We start from the raw sequence: 15713 nt of genomic DNA, 5'->3' as shown, positions 1-15713 counted from the left end.
AGTAGCAAGTAACAGGCGCAGGTTCAGGGACGGGGCACAAGCAGTGGCAGCGACGACCGACCACGACGAGCGGGCCGGCGAGGCGCCGCCCGCGCCACGACGCGGCCGTGGCCGCATCGCCGGCGCCGTCAGTCTCTTCGGTGAGCTCCTCATCACGGCGGGCCTGGTCCTCGGCCTGTTCGTCGCCTACTCGTTGTGGTGGACGAACGTGGTCGCGGACCGCGCCGCGCACAAGCAGGGAGACAAGGTGCGCGACCAGTGGGCCGACCACGGCCCCGGCGCGCTCGACACCAAGAACGGCATCGGCTTCCTGCACGTGCCGTCGATGAGGAACGGTGAGGTGCTCGTCGAGAAGGGCACCTCGTCGAAGATCCTCAACGACGGTGTCGCCGGCTACTACACCGACCCGGTCAAGTCCGCGCTGCCGACGGACGCGAAGGGCAACTTCACGCTCGCCGCGCACCGGGACGGGCACGGCGCGAAGTTCCACAACATCGACAAGATCAAGAAGGGCGACCCGATCGTCTTCGAGTCGAAGGACAAGTGGTACGTCTACAAGGTGTACGACATCCTCCCCGAGACGTCGAAGTACAACGTGAAGGTCCTGGGCGCCGTCCCCAAGGAGTCGGGCGTGAAGAAGCCCGGCCGCTACATCACGCTGACGACGTGCACGCCCGTCTACACGTCCACGTACCGCTATGTGGTGTGGGGCGAGCTGGAGCGGATCGACGAGGTCGACAGCGATCGGACGCCCCCGGCGGAGCTGCGCTGACGGCGCCACCGGCACACGTAAGAACCCCACATACGCAAGCCCCCGAACCACCGCACGAAAGAACCCCGGCACCGCGTCTGCGGTGCCGGGGTTCTCTCATGACACGGAGGGCGCCTACTGGCGGCCGGTGACGCCTCCGAAGATGCCACCGCCGTTGTCCCCGCCGCCGTTCTGGCCGGGCGGGGTGGTGAGCAGGGTGACCGTGTCGCCCTTGTTCACCGGCGAGTTGGGGCCGGGCTGGCTGGTCACGACCGTGGCGTTCGGGTCGTTGGACGAGCCGGGCGACAGAGCCGGGACGAGACCGAGGTCCGTCAGCTGCTTCTGTACTTCCTTCAGCTTCTTGCCAGCGATGTCACCGGGCACCGTGATCTGCTGAGCCGCCTTGGCGACCTTCAAAACGACCGTGGAGCCCGGCTCGGCCTGGGATCCCGCCACGAGGCTCTGCGAGAACACCTTGCCGGCCTCGGCCGCGTTCTCCTCCTCGGTGCAGGTGCCCTTGAGGTTGTTGTCTGCCAGCTGTGCCTTCGCCTCGTCGCACGTCTTGTTGGAGACGTCCGGCACGGTGGAGAGCTTCTTCTCCTTGGCGACAGTCAGGGTGATGGTGCTCCCCTTCTGTTTCTTGGTGCCGCCCGACGGGTCCTGGCTGATGACGACATCAGGAGTCTGGCTCGACTCCTTGGTCTCCTTCACCACCTCGAAGCCCTTGTCGTTGAGCTGCGACTCGGCCTCGGTGAAGTCCAGGCCCCTGACGTCGGGCACCGCGACCTTCGGCGCACCGGTCGACACCGTCACCGTGATGGTGTCGCCCTTCTTGACGTCGGCCCCCGCGGCCGGGCTCTGCGTGCAGATCTGGCCCTTGGGGAACTTGTCGCAGGGCTCCTTCTTCGAGGAGTCGAGCTTGAGGTGCGTGTTGTCGGCGGCGAGCCTGGCCTCGGGGACCGTCTTGCCGACGAACTTGGGCGCCGCGAACGGTGTGTCGCTCCCGCTCCCGCTGTTGAACCACTTGCCGATCAGGATCGCGCCGATGAGGACGAGGACGCCCGCGAGCACGAGCAGGATCGTCGACGTACGGCTCTTGCCCTGGTTCTGACGGCGCCGGTCGGGGCGCTCGTCGTAGCCGTAGCCGCCGTCGTCCGGACTGACCGGCGGCAGCATCGACGTCTGGCCGCCGCCGTTCTGCGGGTGCAGCATCGCCGTCTGCTGGTCGTCCGGGTGGCCGCCGTAGCCGACCGCGCCCATCGCCGCGGTCGCCGCGACCGGCTGCCCGTCGAGGCACGCCTCGATGTCGGCGCGCATCTCGTCCGCCGACTGGTAGCGGTAGTCCGGGTCCTTGGTGAGGGCCTTGAGGACGATCGCGTCCATCTCGGGGGTGATCTCGGAGTCGAAGACGCTCGGCGGCTGCGGCTCCTCGCGCACGTGCTGGTACGCGACCGCGACCGGGGAGTCGCCCACGAAGGGCGGCCGCACGGTCAGGAGCTCGTAGAGGAGACAGCCCGTCGAATAGAGGTCGGACCGCGCGTCGACCTGCTCGCCCTTGGCCTGCTCCGGGGAGAGGTACTGGGCGGTGCCTATCACGGCCGACGTCTGCGTCATCGTCATGCCGGAGTCGCCCATGGCGCGGGCGATGCCGAAGTCCATCACCTTGACCTGGCCGGTCCTCGTCAGCATGACGTTGGCCGGCTTGATGTCACGGTGGACGATGCCCGCGCGGTGCGAGTACTCGAGCGCCTGGAGGATGCCGATCGTCATCTCCATGGCACGCTCGGGCAGCAGCTTGCGCCCGGAGTGCAGCAGCTCACGCAGCGTGGACCCGTCGACGTACTCCATCACGATGTACGGGATGGAGGTCCCGTCGATGTAGTCCTCACCGGTGTCGTACACGGCGACGATCGCGGGATGGTTGAGCGAGGCGGCCGACTGGGCCTCCCGGCGGAACCGGGCCTGGAACGACGGGTCGCGCGCGAGATCCGCGCGTAGCGTCTTCACCGCCACGGTGCGACCGAGCCGGGTGTCATGGGCGAGATAGACCTCCGCCATGCCACCACGGCCGAGCACCTGGCCCAGCTCGTACCGGCCGCCGAGGCGACGCGGCTCTTCCATGGTTACCTACCAGCCCTCTCCGTCGGTCCCGACCGTCACCCGTGCGGGGTCGGGCGGTGTGCTGTCCGGGCATACCGTACCCGGCCTGTCGTGCCTGACCTGCCTGGAACCGTCACCCGATACAGGACCGGTATCGCAACGTGCACCGTTGTGAAGGAGTCGTGATCGGAGTCACTTCTTGGCGAGCACCGCTTCCATCACGCTCTTGGCGATCGGCGCCGCCAGACCGCCACCGGAGATGTCGTCACGGTTCGCGCTGCCGTCCTCGACGACCACGGCCACGGCGACCGGCGAGCTGCCGTCCTTGGCCTTCGCGTACGACAGGAACCACGCGTACGGCTTCTCGCTGTTGTTGAGGCCGTGCTGGGCGGTACCCGTCTTTCCGCCGACGGTATAGCCGGGGATCTGCGCGTTCGTACCGGTGCCTTCGCTGACGACCGTCTCCATCATCGACTGAAGGATCTGGGCGTTCTTCTCCGACAGCGGCCGGCTCATCTCCTTCGGCGTGTGGTGCTCGATCGTGTCGAGGTTCGGCGCCTGGAGCTCGCTGACCATGTACGGCTCCATGAGCTTGCCGTCATTGGCGACCGCGGAGGCCACCATGGCCATCTGCAGCGGCGTCGCCGCGGTGTTGTACTGACCGATCGACGACAGCGCCGTCTGCGACTTGTTCATGTCGTCGGAGAACACGGACGCGTTCGAACGGACCGGGGTGAACTGCTCCTTGTTGAAGCCGAACTTCTCCGCCGTCTCCAGCATCTTGTCGTTGCCGAGGTCGGCGCCGACCTTGCCGAAGACGGTGTTGCAGGAGAAGCGCAGCGCCACGCGCAGCGTCGCGTCCTTGCAGGGGATGTTGCCCTCGTTCTTCAGCGGCGTCGTGGTGCCGGGCATGATCCACGGCAGCGGGGTGTCGGTCTTCTCGTCGGCGCCGTTGTAGAGGTTGTGCTCCAGCGCGGCCGCGGCGGTAACGATCTTGAAGGTCGAGCCGGGCGGGTACGTCTCGCGCAGCGCGCGGTTCGTGAGCGGCTTGTCCTTGTTCTTGTCGAGCTTGCCGAACGTGTCGCCGTCCTTCTGCAGGATCCCGGCGAACGACGACGGGTCGTACGAGGGCGTCGACGCCATCGCGAGGATCGCGCCGGTCTTCGGGTCGATCGCGACGGCGGCACCCTTGCCACGGTTCTTCAGACCGTCGTACGCGGCCTTCTGCGCGTCGGCGTTGAGGGTGGTGACGACGTTGCCACCCTCCTTCTTCTTGCCGGTGATCATGTCGAGGGTGCGGCGGAAGAACAGCCGGTCGTCGTTGCCGGTGAGGATGCCGTCCTCGATGGACTCGATCTGGCTCGCGCCGACCAGCTGCGAGGCGTACCCGGTGACGGGCGACCACATGGGCCCGTCCTTCCAGGTCCGCTTGTACTTGAGGTCGGTGCCGTCCGTCGCCACGGAACCCGTGATCGACTTGCCGTCGACGATGATGTCGCCGCGCGGCTGTGCGTACCGCTCGATGGCGACGCGCGGGTTCTGCTTGTCGGACTGCAGCTTGTCGGCCTGGGCGTACTGGAGCCAGTTGTCGCGGATCAGCAGGGCGAGGACGAGGAGCCCGCAGAAGATCGCGATCCGGCGCAGGGGCTTGTTCACGGTCGGACCACCTGGGTCATCTCGGCGTCGGGGCTGGGGGCGGGAGCCGGCGCCGGGCGGCGCGCGGTATCGCTGATACGGATCAGGATGCCGATCAGTGCCCAGTTCGCGATCACGGAGGAACCGCCGTACGCGAGGAACGGCATGGTCATACCGGTCAGCGGGATGAGACCCATGACACCGCCGGCGACGACGAACACCTGGATCGCGAACGCGCCGGACAGACCCGCCGCGAGCAGCTTGCCGAACGGGTCGCGGGCCGCGAGAGCCGTACGCAGACCGCGCTCCGCGATCAGCCCGTACATCAGCAGGATCGCCATGATGCCCGCGAGGCCGAGCTCCTCGCCGAACGTGGCGAGGACGAAGTCGGAGTTCGCGGCGAACTTGATCAGGTCGGAGTGGCCCTGGCCGAGGCCCGTGCCGAGCACGCCACCGGAGCCGAACGCCCACAGCGCCTGCATCGCCTGCTCGGAGTGACCGGCGACGCCCTGCCTGCTGAGCATGTACTCGTGCATCGGGTCGAGCCACGCCTGGACACGGCTCTGCACGTGCGGCTCGAACGAGGCGACACCGACCGCGCCGACCGCCGACATCAGCAGACCGAACACGATCCAGCTGGTGCGCTCCGTGGCGACGTACAGCATCACGACGAACATGCCGAAGAACAGCAGAGACGTACCGAGGTCCGTCTCGAAGACCAGGATGAGGATCGACATCACCCAGACGACGATGATCGGTCCGAGGTCACGGCCACGCGGCAGGTACAGGCCCATGAAGCGGCGGCTGGCCAGCGCGAGCGCGTCCCGCTTCACCATCAGGTAGCCCGCGAAGAACACCGCGATGACGATCTTCGCGAACTCACCGGGCTGGATGGAGAACCCGCCGATGCTGATCCAGATCTTCGCGCCGAACACGTTCATACCGAGGCCCGGCACGAGCGGCAGCAGCAGCAGGATCAGCGCGCCCACCATGGAGATGTACGTGTAGCGCTGCAGGATGCGGTGGTCCTTGAGCAGCATGAGCACGCCCACGAACAGGGCGATGCCGATCGCGGAGTACATCAGCTGGTTCGGCGCGTCCGGGCTGAACGACCCGTACTGCGACTTGGCCAGCTGCTGCAGGCGCTCCGACTGGTCCAAGCGCCAGATGATGACCAGGCCCATGCCGTTGAGCAGGGTCGCGATCGGCAGGAGCAGCGGATCTGCGTACGGCGCGAACCGGCGTACGACGATGTGCGCGACGCCCGCGAGCAGGCCGAGGCCGAGGCCGTAGCCCAGGAGCCCGGCGGGCAGCGAGCCGTCGATCGCCAGGCCCACGTTCGCGTACGCGAAAACGGGGATGACGACGGCGAACGCGAGGAGCGCGAGCTCGGTGTTGCGCCGACTCGGCGCACCGATCGCGCCGATGGTCGACGTGTGTGTAGTGCTACTGCTCATGGCGTGCAAAGGCCCCCAACGGCTGCTTACTGCTTACCGCACAGCGGGACCAGCTTCTGCTCATCCTCCGAGAGGCTGGGGCCAGGTGTGGGCGTCGGTGCGGTCTTGGACTTGGCCGTTCCGGACGGCGTGGGTGTCGGACTCGGCGCTGTCTTCGCCGAGGTGCGCGACGTGGTGAAAGACGTCTTGGTGGCGCCCGTGGTGCCACCCGCCTCGCCCTCGCCGGTCTTCGCGTTCTGCTCGTTCTCCGCCTGACGGCGCTCGGCGTCCTTCCTGCAGGCCGAGGCCTGCAGCGACAGCTCGCCGATCTTGTCCTTGGCGTCACCGAAGCTGCCCTCGGTGATCGTCGCCTCGACCTGCTTGCGCTGGTAGGGCGGCAGGTACTTGAGTTCGATCTCGGGGTGGTCCTTCTCGACGTTCGACAGACTCACCCACGCCAGGTCCTGGCTGATGCCGCGGTACAGCGCGACATGCGACTCGTTCGAACCGACGTAGTACTGCGTCTGCGTCCAGCGGTAGCCGCCGTACAGGCCACCGCCCACGACGGCCAGCGCCAGGACGATGAAGAAGGATCTCTTGAGCCACTTACGGCCGCGCCGCGGCTTGACGAAGTCGTCGTCCCCGTACGAGCCGAAGCTTCCCTCGGGGGCGTAACCGGCCGCGTCGCCGCTGCCGGGCGGGCCGAACTCGCCACCGCCGCCGCCCTGCCCGGGCACCGGCCTGCCGGACCCGCGCCCGAGCTCCGACGCACGGCCCGCGGGGGTCTGCATCGCCCCGCCGTCGTGCAGCTGGTGCTGCTGGTTCTCGGCGACCGCGCCCACGATGACCGGCGCGTCGGACAGCTGACCGGCGAGCGTGTCACCGCTGTCGATGTCCAGGACGTCCGCCACGATCACCGTGATGTTGTCCGGGCCACCGCCGCGCAGCGCGAGCTGGATCAGGTCCTGCACGGTCTCCTGCGGGCCCTGGTAGCTGGCGAGGGTCTCCTCCATCGTCTGGTGGGAGACGACGCCGGACAGGCCGTCGGAGCAGATCAAGTACCGGTCGCCGGCCCGCACTTCGCGGATGGAGAGGTCGGGCTCGACATGGTCACCACTGCCGAGCGCCCGCATCAGGAGCGAACGCTGCGGGTGGGTGGTGGCTTCCTCCTCGGTGATCCGCCCCTCGTCGACGAGGCGCTGCACCCAGGTGTGGTCCTGCGTGATCTGCGTCAGCACACCGTCGCGCAGCAGATAGGCGCGTGAGTCGCCGACGTGCACGAGACCGAGGCGCTGACCCGTCCACAGCAGAGCGGTCAGGGTCGTCCCCATGCCTTCCAGCTGGGGGTCCTCCTCGACCATCATCCGCAGCTGGTCGTTGGCCCGCTGCACGGCCGTGCCGAGCGACGTGAGGATGTCGGAGCCGGGAACGTCGTCGTCGAGCGCGACGATCGTCGAGATCACCTCCGACGAGGCGACCTCACCGGCGGCCTGACCGCCCATGCCGTCGGCGATCGCGAGAAGACGCGGACCGGCGTAGCCCGAGTCCTCGTTCCCCTCGCGGATCATGCCTTTGTGCGATCCGGCGGCGAAGCGCAGTGACAGACTCATGCGCACCTCGCCCGTCGGCTCCGGGTACATCCGCACGGTGCCCACCCTCCGGTCGGGAGCGCGCTCAGGTCTTGGGGGACCGCGTCGGCTCGCTCGCTCCGCTCGCTCATTGTCGTACTACTTCCGCAGCTCGATGACGGTCTTGCCGATGCGGATCGGCGCGCCGAGCGGAATCGGTTGCGGGGTGGTCAGCCGGGCCCGGTCGAGATAGGTGCCGTTGGTGGACCCGAGGTCCTCCACGATCCACTGTCCGTCCCGGTCCGGGTAGATCCTGGCATGCTTGCTCGACGCGTAGTCGTCGTCGAGAACGATCGTCGAATCGTGCGCACGGCCCAGCGTGATGGTCTGGCCCTGCAGCGCCACCGTGGTGCCCGTGAGGGTGCCCTCGGAGACGACGAGTTTCGTGGGGGCGCCGCGGCGCTGCCGCCCGCCGCCTCCACCGCTGTTCTGCTGCTGGGCGCGCTGCTGCGGCGGCGCGGCCTGGCGGGCCGCGGCCTGCTGCTGGCGCCCGCTGTCACGACGCGACCCGCGCTGGGTGACGCGCGTGCCGAACAGGTCGCTGCGGATGACCTGGACGGCCACGATCACGAACAGCCACAGAACGGCCAGGAAACCCAACCGCATGACCGTAAGGGTCAGCTCTGACATTGCCCCCGCTTCACCCTTCGGCTTGCCGGTAAATGATGGTGGTACTGCCCACGACGATCCGCGAGCCGTCGCGGAGCGTAGCGCGGGTGGTGTGCTGCCCGTCCACCACGATGCCGTTGGTGGACCCGAGATCCTGGATCGTCGAGGGCGTTCCGGTCCGAATCTCACAGTGCCGGCGAGAGACGCCGGGGTCGTCGATCCGCACATCGGCTTCGGTGCTGCGGCCGAGGACCAGCGTGGGGCGCGAGATCTGATGGCGTGTGCCATTGATCTCGATCCAGTGACGCACCTGTGCGCCGGGCAGCGGTCCTGCCTGGTTACGCGGCCGGGCTCCCGTCGGGGCCTGCGCAGGGCGGCCCGGAGGCGGCCCCGCGGGCATCGGCGGCGCGCCGGCCGACGGCTGGCCGTACCCCGCGGCAGCGTTCGCCGCCGGCGGATAGCCGTAGCCTCCGCCCGCCGCCGGGGGCGCCGAAGCGGGACCCCGGCCGGGCTGCGGCGGCTGCTGGGAGGGCTGGGACTGCTGCTGGTTGGTGCTCGACGCGAGCGTGCGGCTGCGTACCCGGTACAGACCCGTGTCCAGGTCGTCCGCCTTCTCCAGGTGGACCTTGATCGGTCCCATGAAGGTGTAGCGCTGCTGCTTCGCGTAGTCGCGCACCATGCCGGACAGCTCGTCGCCGAGCTGTCCCGAGTAGGGGCTGAGGCGCTCGAAGTCGGGCGCGCTCAGCTCCACGATGAAGTCGTTGGGGACGACGGTCCGCTCGCGGTTCCAGATCGTCGCGTTGTTGTCGCACTCGCGCTGGAGGGCGCCGGCGATCTCGACGGGCTGGACCTCGGACTTGAACACCTTGGCGAAGGTGCCGTTGACCAGACCCTCGAGACGCTGCTCGAACTTCTTCAGGACTCCCATGGGGCACCTCCTCCTTCGTTTTCGTCCTGGTACTGCTTACTGATCGTATCCACGCGCCGGGAAATCGGCTGGTTCCCCCTGTCAGCCCGGTCGATGAGTGTCGACCCTCACAGCTGGATCGTAGAGGGGGTCCCTGGACAGTGTCCCGCACGCGGCGGCGGAGCCGGGAGGGGACGGGGAAGGTGAGACGGAGGGGGCGCTCGGGTCCGGGGCTGCGGGAGTGCGGATGTGTGCCTTTCACTGCGTCGGCGGCGGGTCTTCGGGGCGGGGCCTCGGGGAGGGGCCCTGGGGTGGAGTGGATCTCTCCGGGGGCTTCGGACTGCTGGTGAAGTGCTGTCGGACTGTCGGCTGACTGCTGGCTGACTGCATCGGATGCGAGGTCAGCGGGGGTGGGCCTGCCCAGCAGGTGCCCGCGAAAACGGATGTGAATCCACCCTCGGCAGCGTGCTAATCTTCTGGATGTCGGAAGGCGCTCACCCCAAAAGGGTGAGGGGCCGGAAGGCACACCCAATGCGCGGGTGGCGGAATAGGCAGACGCGCTGGATTCAGGTTCCAGTGCCCGAAAGGGCGTGGGGGTTCAACTCCCCCCTCGCGCACAAGACAGAAGCCCCGCAGATCTCAGATCTGCGGGGCTTCTGCGTTTCCCGGCTGTGAGCGGTCCCGTGGTGAGGACAATCACACTGATTGTTGAAGGGTCCCCGGCGTCGTACGGGACGGGTCGTACGGGAGTCGTACGGGACAGGCGACCCTCGGTGCCTGGGTGCCTCGGTGACGGTGCGGAGCGTCAGGCGGCGTCGGCCGAGAAGCGCGCGGCGAGCTCCTTGGCCCGGGCGTCAGCGTCCTCCAGGGCCTTGGCACGGGACGCCTCGGCGAGCGGGATGAGCTCGCTCATCGCCGGAGTCGTGTGCGCCAGGGTCAGTTCGGGAACGATGAAGGCCACGTCCAGGCCGAGCATCGTGCCGAGAAGGTCACGCAGGTAGTTCTGCACGTACTCGAAGGGCTCGCGCGGGGTGCCCGGCGCGTACGAGCCGCCACGGCTGGCGACGACCGTGACCGGCGTCCCCTTCGCGGACGGCGTCTCGCCGGCGGTGCGCCCCATGAGGATCACCTGGTCCAGCCACGCCTTCAGGGTCGACGGGATCGAGAAGTTGTACATAGGGGTGCCGATCAGCACCGCGTCCGCCTGCTCCAGCTCCTCGATGAGCTCCCTGCGCTCGGCGAAGGCCGCGGCCTGCTCCGGGCTGTGGGTGGCGGGATCGGCGAAACCGGCGGAGGCGCCGACCGTGTCCAGGTGCGGGACCGGGTTCACGGCCAGATCGCGGTAGATCACGGTGCCGTCGGGGTGCTGCTCCTCCCAGGTCTTGCGGAAGGCGTCGGTGACGGTGCGGGAGGCGGAGGCCGAGCCGGGCCAGACGGACGAGTCGATGTGAAGAAGGGTGGGCATTGGGGGTCTCCAAAGGTGCGGGGTGGTCGGGAAGTAGGTGGGTGGCTGGGTAGGTGTAGTTCCGTTCGTAGCTACGGTAAGAACAGTAACTTACTTTTATTTAGTCCCCTACGGGAGGGCAGTACTCTGAAGGCATGGCGGGCAACGGGGAACACGAGAGCGGCTCCGTACGCGAGGCGGGGAGCCACAATCCCGACGCGTGCAAGCGGGTCGACGGCGGCATCACCCGCGTCTTCGGCCTGCTCGGCAAGCGCTGGACGGGACTCGTGGTCTCCGTCCTCCTGCAGCACCCCGTTCACTTCGCCGACCTGCGCCGAGCCATCCCCGGCATCAGCGAGCGCATGCTCTCGGACCGCCTCACCGAACTCGGCGCCGCCGGCCTCGTCGTACGCGAGGTCGACGAAGGACCCCCGCTCCGTGTCGCGTACCGCCTGACCGAAGCGGGCGCCGCCCTCGAACCGGCGCTGAAGGAACTCGGGCTGTGGGCCGAGGCGTATCTGCCTGAGGGGTAGAGCGGCTGGGCGACGGAGGGCTGGGTGCCGGTTCCGCGCTCCGGTTCCGCGCTCGGGTTCCGCGCTCGTTTTCCACAATCGCGGGGTTATCCACAGGCTCTGACGGGTTGCGGCCGACGGCGGTACGGTCGTTGCCAGTTGATGTTCAGAGACGGGGGAGGCGGTCCGCGTGACCGAGCTCGACACTGCGGTGCCGGCACTGCGTGAGGAATTGGCGGCTCGACGGCTGCCGGCCGTCGAGGGGTTCGCGGCGCGCCCCACCTCCGGATCACCCAAGCAGGAGGGCAAGGCCCTGCGCGACCGCGTACCGCGCTCCGCGCACGCGGCCCTCACCCTGCACCCCGCTCGCCCCGACGCCGTCAGGGCGGTCGAGGAGTCCAACCTCGGCCGGATCGAAGAGCTCACGCCCATACGCGTCGGCAGGATGGCGGCGACCCCGTTCGCATTCCTGCGCGGATCTGCCGGCCTCATGGCCCACGACCTCGCACAGACGCCCGTCACCGGCATCGGCGCCCAGATCTGCGGAGACGCCCACGCGGCGAACTTCGGCCTCTACGCCGACGCCCGCGGCGGCCTCGTCATAGACCTCAACGACTTCGACGAAACGGTGCACGGCCCCTGGGAATGGGACGTGAAGCGACTCGCCACCTCGCTCGTCCTCGCGGGCCGCGTAGCCGGAGCCGACGAGGACACGTGCCGGGAAGCCGCGCACTACGCGGTGGGCGCGTACCGCCGCACCATGCGCCTGCTGGCCCGACTGCCCGCCCTCGACGCGTGGAACGCCATCGCCGACGAGGAACTCGTCTCCCACACCGACGCCCACGACCTCGTCGGCACGCTGGAACGCGTCTCCGAGAAGGCGCGCAACAACACCAGCGGAAGATTCGCCGCCAAGTCCACCGAACTCGCCGAGGACGGCACCCGCCGCTTCGTCGACGCACCACCCGTACTGCGCCGCGTACCCGACGAGGAGGCGTCCGAGGTAGCTGCCTCCCTAGGTGACTACCTGCAGACACTCTCCGAAGACCGCCTGCCCCTGCTCGGCCGCTACGCGATCCAGGACGTCGCCTTCCGCGTCGTCGGCACCGGAAGCGTGGGCACGAGGTCGTACGTGGTGCTGCTCCTCGACCATCGGGGAGAGGCGCTCGTGCTCCAGGTGAAGGAAGCCCGCCCCTCCGCGCTGCTGCCGCACCTGCCCGCAGTCGGATTCGATACGCCGGCGGCCGCCCATGAGGGGCGGCGCGTGGTCCTCGGACAGAAGCGCATGCAGGTCGTCAGCGACATCCTGCTCGGCTGGACGACCGTGGCCGGACGGCCCTTCCAGGTAAGGCAGTTCAGAAACCGCAAGGGAAGTGTCGACCCCGCGGCTCTCGCCGCCGATCAGATGGACGACTACGGCCGCATGACGGGCGCGCTCCTCGCCCGCGCACACGCACACAGCGCCGACCCTCGACTGATCGCCGGCTACTGCGGCAAGAACGAGGAACTGGACGAGGCCATCGCCCAGTTCGCGGTCACCTACGCGGACCGCACAGAACAGGACCACGCAGCCCTGGTCAGGGCTGTGCGGGAGGGGAGGATCGGGGCTGAGATGGGGGTTTGAGGTGGGGCGGTGAAGGGGGCCGGCCTTCGGGGGCTGGGGCTGGGGCTGGGGCTGGGATTGGGGTTGGGGTTGGACGTGCTGCGGGCCGGTTGGGGCGGGGTGGGGTGAGTCGGCTTGGGGCTGATTCAGGGGGCGAGGGGGGGTCGGCTTGGGCTGGGTCCGGGTTTGGGGTGGGCTGAATTGAGTTGATCTGGGGTGGGGTGGGAGGGGGCGGGGGGAGGGGGAGCCCCCCAGAACCTTTGAAATCAGGCGTCGAGCAATGCAGCCCGGACCGTGCCCTAGGCTGGACGGGTGACGACCCCGGAAGCCGAGTCGACCCCGTCCGAGGCCCCTGCCGCTGAGCCGCAGGGGCAGCCTGTTGCTGAGGGGCGGCCCGAGGAGCGGCTTGAGCGGGCTGTGCTCGCCGCCGAGCAGGCTCTGATCGAGTACGAGATCGCGGTGGAGACGTTCCGGGTCGAGGTGGAGAACTTCTCTCGGCTGCACCACCAGAAACTCGGCCCCATGTATACGCGCCTGGACGAGCTCGAGGCGCAGATCGCGGAGGCGGTCGCCGCGCGGAGCGGGGATCCGGAGGACCGGCGTAAGGCGGACGAGGCCAGGGCGCGTGTGATGCCCATGCCCGCGGTCGAGGAACTGTTCGACCAGTGGATGGACGGGGACGGTCTCTCGCCGGAGGCCTCCGCCATGCTCACCGATCAGCCCGTGCGGCCGCCGCAGCGTGTGCGGCCGAGCGACGAGGCGCGCAAGCTCTACCGGGAACTCGTCCGCAAGGCGCACCCGGATCTGGCGCAGGACGAGAAGGACCGGGCGCGGCGCGACGAGTTCATCGTGCGGGTCAACGCGGCATACGGCCGCGGCGACGAGGCCTTGCTGCGGGAGCTGTCCGACGAGTGGGCCGCGGGGCCTGTGCCCGAGGCGCGCAAGCCCAGCCCGAGCGAGGAGCTGTACGAGCGGCTCGAGTGGCTGGCGCAGCGCAAGGAGCTGCTGACGGCCGTTGCTCAGGAGCTGGAGGAGAGCGCGATCGGCGCGATGCTGCGGATGGCGCCGGACGACCCCGACCGGCTGCTCGAGGAGATCGCGGAGCAGCTGCTCGCGCAGGTCGCCGAGCGCGAGGTCGAGCTGGAGCGGCTGATGCGCGAGCAGGCTGCCGATAGCTGAGCGGGCTGGCGAGCACGCCGCTGGCGGTTGAGCGGTTGAGCGAGCGGGCTGCCGGCAGCTGAGCGAGCACCTGGGGCAGCCGGACAGCCGGACAGCTGGGCAGCTGGGCAGCCGGGCTGGTCGGCCAGACGGTGGCTGGGCGGTTGCCCCCAGTCCGAGTGGCGTCGCTCCTGCTCCGCGTTTGTGACGGTCGTCCGAGCTGCTGACAGCCCCAGTGCCTGGCGGTCAGGCCCCCGGGCGGGGTCGGGTAGCGTCGGGGGTATGCATTTCGGATCTGGTGTGCCCACGGTTGAGGTCGGCGAGCTCGTGGACGGGGACTTTCTCCTCGACGTCCGTGAGGACGATGAGTGGCAGGCGGGTCACGCCGAGGGTGCGTTGCACATTCCGATCAGTGATTTCGTGGCGCGTTTCGGCGAGCTGACCGAGGCGGCTCCCCAGGACGGTCGGGTCAACGTGGTCTGCCGGTCCGGCGGCCGTTCCGCGCAGGTGACGATGTACCTCGTGCAGCAGGGCATCGACGCGGTGAACGTAGCCGGTGGCATGCAGGTGTGGGCCGCCGCCGGGCGTCCCGTCGTGGACGACAAGGGGCAGTCGGGCTTCGTTCTCTGACCCCTGGGTCAGCCGAGGGGATGGGCCGCCAGCAGGTCGCCGAGTGTCTCCTCGTGTGCGGCAGCCGGGCCGAGGGACAGTTCGAGCTGTTTGGCCCAGGCGTGGTAGCGGTGCAGCGGGTAGTCGGTGTCGGCGCCGAATCCTCCGTGCAGATGCTGCGCGGTCTGGACGAGGCGTCGTACGCCTTCCGAGGCCCAGATCTTGGCGACCGCGATGTCGCCTGCCGTGGGGAGTGCTCCGCCTGCCTGCGAGCTGATGCGCCAGGCGGCCTGCCAGAGGGTGGCCTCCATGGCGCGCAGGTCGATGTAACGGTCCGCGGCCTGGACCGCGACCGCTTGGAATGTGGCCACCGGGTAGCCGAACTGCTCGCGCTTGCTGGTGTAGTCGCCGGTCATCTGCAGGACGCGTTCGCCGAGGCCCAGTGCCAGGGCGCAGGTTCCGGTGGTGAGGAGCTGGTGCAGCCGGTCCCAGGCCTCGTCGGTCTCGATGATCTGGTGGGGTTCGAGGCGCACGGAGTCGAGGTGGAGTTCGCCGAGGCGTTCGCCGGTCGTGGAGATCTGTTCGGCGAGGGTGAGTCCTTCGTGCGGATGGGGCAGTACGGCGATGACGGTGCGGCCCTGTGGGGTGTGGGCGGGTACGGCGATGTGGTCGGCGTTGTGCGCCCAAGTCACGCCGGTTTGGGCGCCGTCGAGGATCCAGGTGTCCGTGTCGCGGTGCGCACTGACGGCGAGTTGGGCCGGGTCGTGGCCGGTGAGGCCCGCGGACGCGGCGGTGAGGACGAGTTCGCCGCGGGCTGCCCGGGGGAGGATCTGCTCCTTCAACTCGTCGCTGCCGTAGGTCTGTACGGCGACGGCGGCCGCGGTGTGCTCCAGGAGCGGGACTCGGGCGAGTGCCTTGGCGGATTCTCGTAGGACCAGGCAGAGCGCGATGGCGTCCAGGCCCGCGCCGCCGTGTTCGGGGGCGAGCAGGAGGCTGAGCAGGTCGGCGTCGGCGAGTTTCGACCACAGGGCACGGTCGAAGTCGTCTGCGACCGCGCCGGGGGTGAGGGCCGGGCTCGGCACGCTGTCGGGCGCTACCGGGCCGAACACGGCCTTGGCCGCCTCGACGGCCGCCTGCTGTTCTTCGGTGAAGGTGAAGTCCACTGCCCTGTCCCTCCGTGCACCGGTTCATCGTGGCGACCCGCCAGGATCTGACGGTGCGTCAAGGTAGAACAAGTTCTACGAGAAGGGAATACGCGGAGGGAGTGCGCGGAGGGAATGGGAGGGCAGTGACGCAGTTCAATCGGTCAGAGATCAGAGAT

At 68.9% G+C, this 15713-nt stretch carries 13 protein-coding genes and 1 tRNA gene; 6 read left to right on the top strand and 8 right to left on the bottom strand.

Annotated features, from left to right (window positions below):
* Positions 1-43 precede the first annotated feature (43 nt).
* Positions 44-772, top strand: coding sequence for a class E sortase (locus OG698_RS24015; RefSeq protein WP_406105344.1), 729 nt, complete (start codon positions 44-46; stop codon positions 770-772).
* Between the two features lie 114 nt (positions 773-886).
* Here the strand turns inward: OG698_RS24015 and pknB are convergent, their stop codons facing one another.
* From pknB to OG698_RS23985, 6 genes are all read right to left on the bottom strand, one after another.
* Positions 887-2872 carry a Stk1 family PASTA domain-containing Ser/Thr kinase gene (gene pknB, locus OG698_RS24010; RefSeq protein ID WP_406105342.1) on the bottom strand — a complete coding sequence of 662 codons (1986 nt, stop codon included), beginning with the start codon at positions 2870-2872 and terminating at the stop codon, positions 887-889.
* Between the two features lie 171 nt (positions 2873-3043).
* Positions 3044-4507: a peptidoglycan D,D-transpeptidase FtsI family protein gene (locus OG698_RS24005; RefSeq protein ID WP_406105340.1), complete on the bottom strand. Its 1464-nt coding sequence runs from the start codon at positions 4505-4507 to the stop codon at positions 3044-3046.
* Positions 4504-5943: an FtsW/RodA/SpoVE family cell cycle protein gene (locus tag OG698_RS24000; RefSeq protein WP_266562246.1), complete on the bottom strand. Its 1440-nt coding sequence runs from the start codon at positions 5941-5943 to the stop codon at positions 4504-4506. Before OG698_RS24000 ends, OG698_RS24005 begins: the two co-directional genes overlap by 4 nt.
* A 26-nt stretch (positions 5944-5969) precedes the next feature.
* Positions 5970-7562 carry a Stp1/IreP family PP2C-type Ser/Thr phosphatase gene (locus tag OG698_RS23995; protein ID WP_406111242.1) on the bottom strand — a complete coding sequence of 531 codons (1593 nt, stop codon included), beginning with the start codon at positions 7560-7562 and terminating at the stop codon, positions 5970-5972.
* A gap of 87 nt (positions 7563-7649) precedes the next feature.
* Positions 7650-8180, bottom strand: coding sequence for an FHA domain-containing protein (locus tag OG698_RS23990; protein ID WP_100597256.1), 531 nt, complete (start codon positions 8178-8180; stop codon positions 7650-7652).
* A 10-nt stretch (positions 8181-8190) separates the two neighbouring features.
* On the bottom strand, positions 8191-9087 hold the full coding sequence (locus tag OG698_RS23985) for an FhaA domain-containing protein (RefSeq protein ID WP_406105338.1): 897 nt from the start codon (positions 9085-9087) through the stop codon (positions 8191-8193).
* Between the two features lie 512 nt (positions 9088-9599).
* Between OG698_RS23985 and OG698_RS23980 the strand changes: the two genes are divergently transcribed.
* Positions 9600-9683 (top strand) — tRNA-Leu (locus tag OG698_RS23980).
* Positions 9684-9871: 188 nt separating this feature from the next.
* On the opposite strand, the gene OG698_RS23975 is transcribed toward OG698_RS23980, so the two are convergent.
* A complete protein-coding gene (locus tag OG698_RS23975; RefSeq protein WP_406105336.1) occupies positions 9872-10531 on the bottom strand; it encodes an FMN-dependent NADH-azoreductase in 660 nt (219 codons plus the stop codon).
* A gap of 134 nt (positions 10532-10665) precedes the next feature.
* Here OG698_RS23975 and OG698_RS23970 point away from each other — a divergent pair, with 134 nt between their 5' ends.
* The 4 genes from OG698_RS23970 (at position 10666) to OG698_RS23955 (ending at position 14413) form a co-directional block, all read left to right on the top strand.
* Positions 10666-11043, top strand: a complete 378-nt coding sequence (locus tag OG698_RS23970) for a winged helix-turn-helix transcriptional regulator (protein ID WP_406105335.1) — start codon at positions 10666-10668, stop codon at positions 11041-11043.
* A gap of 169 nt (positions 11044-11212) precedes the next feature.
* Positions 11213-12646 (top strand): DUF2252 domain-containing protein, encoded by a 1434-nt coding sequence (locus OG698_RS23965; protein ID WP_406105333.1) that lies wholly within the window; start codon positions 11213-11215, stop codon positions 12644-12646.
* Positions 12647-12937: 291 nt separating this feature from the next.
* The gene (locus OG698_RS23960) at positions 12938-13804 is read left to right on the top strand and encodes a hypothetical protein (RefSeq protein WP_406105331.1); all 867 of its coding nucleotides are present in this window, start codon (positions 12938-12940) and stop codon (positions 13802-13804) included.
* Positions 13805-14083: 279 nt separating this feature from the next.
* Positions 14084-14413, top strand: coding sequence for a rhodanese-like domain-containing protein (locus tag OG698_RS23955; RefSeq protein ID WP_406111240.1), 330 nt, complete (start codon positions 14084-14086; stop codon positions 14411-14413).
* A gap of 8 nt (positions 14414-14421) precedes the next feature.
* Here the strand turns inward: OG698_RS23955 and OG698_RS23950 are convergent, their stop codons facing one another.
* Positions 14422-15555, bottom strand: a complete 1134-nt coding sequence (locus tag OG698_RS23950; RefSeq protein WP_406105330.1) for an acyl-CoA dehydrogenase family protein — start codon at positions 15553-15555, stop codon at positions 14422-14424.
* Between the last annotated feature and the right edge of the window lie 158 nt (positions 15556-15713).

The sequence above is a fragment of the Streptomyces sp. NBC_01003 genome, assembly GCF_045162695.1.
Classification (GTDB): domain Bacteria; phylum Actinomycetota; class Actinomycetes; order Streptomycetales; family Streptomycetaceae; genus Streptomyces.
Note: the sequence above shows the minus strand (reverse complement) of the source record. Positions and strands in the feature narration are given on the sequence as shown.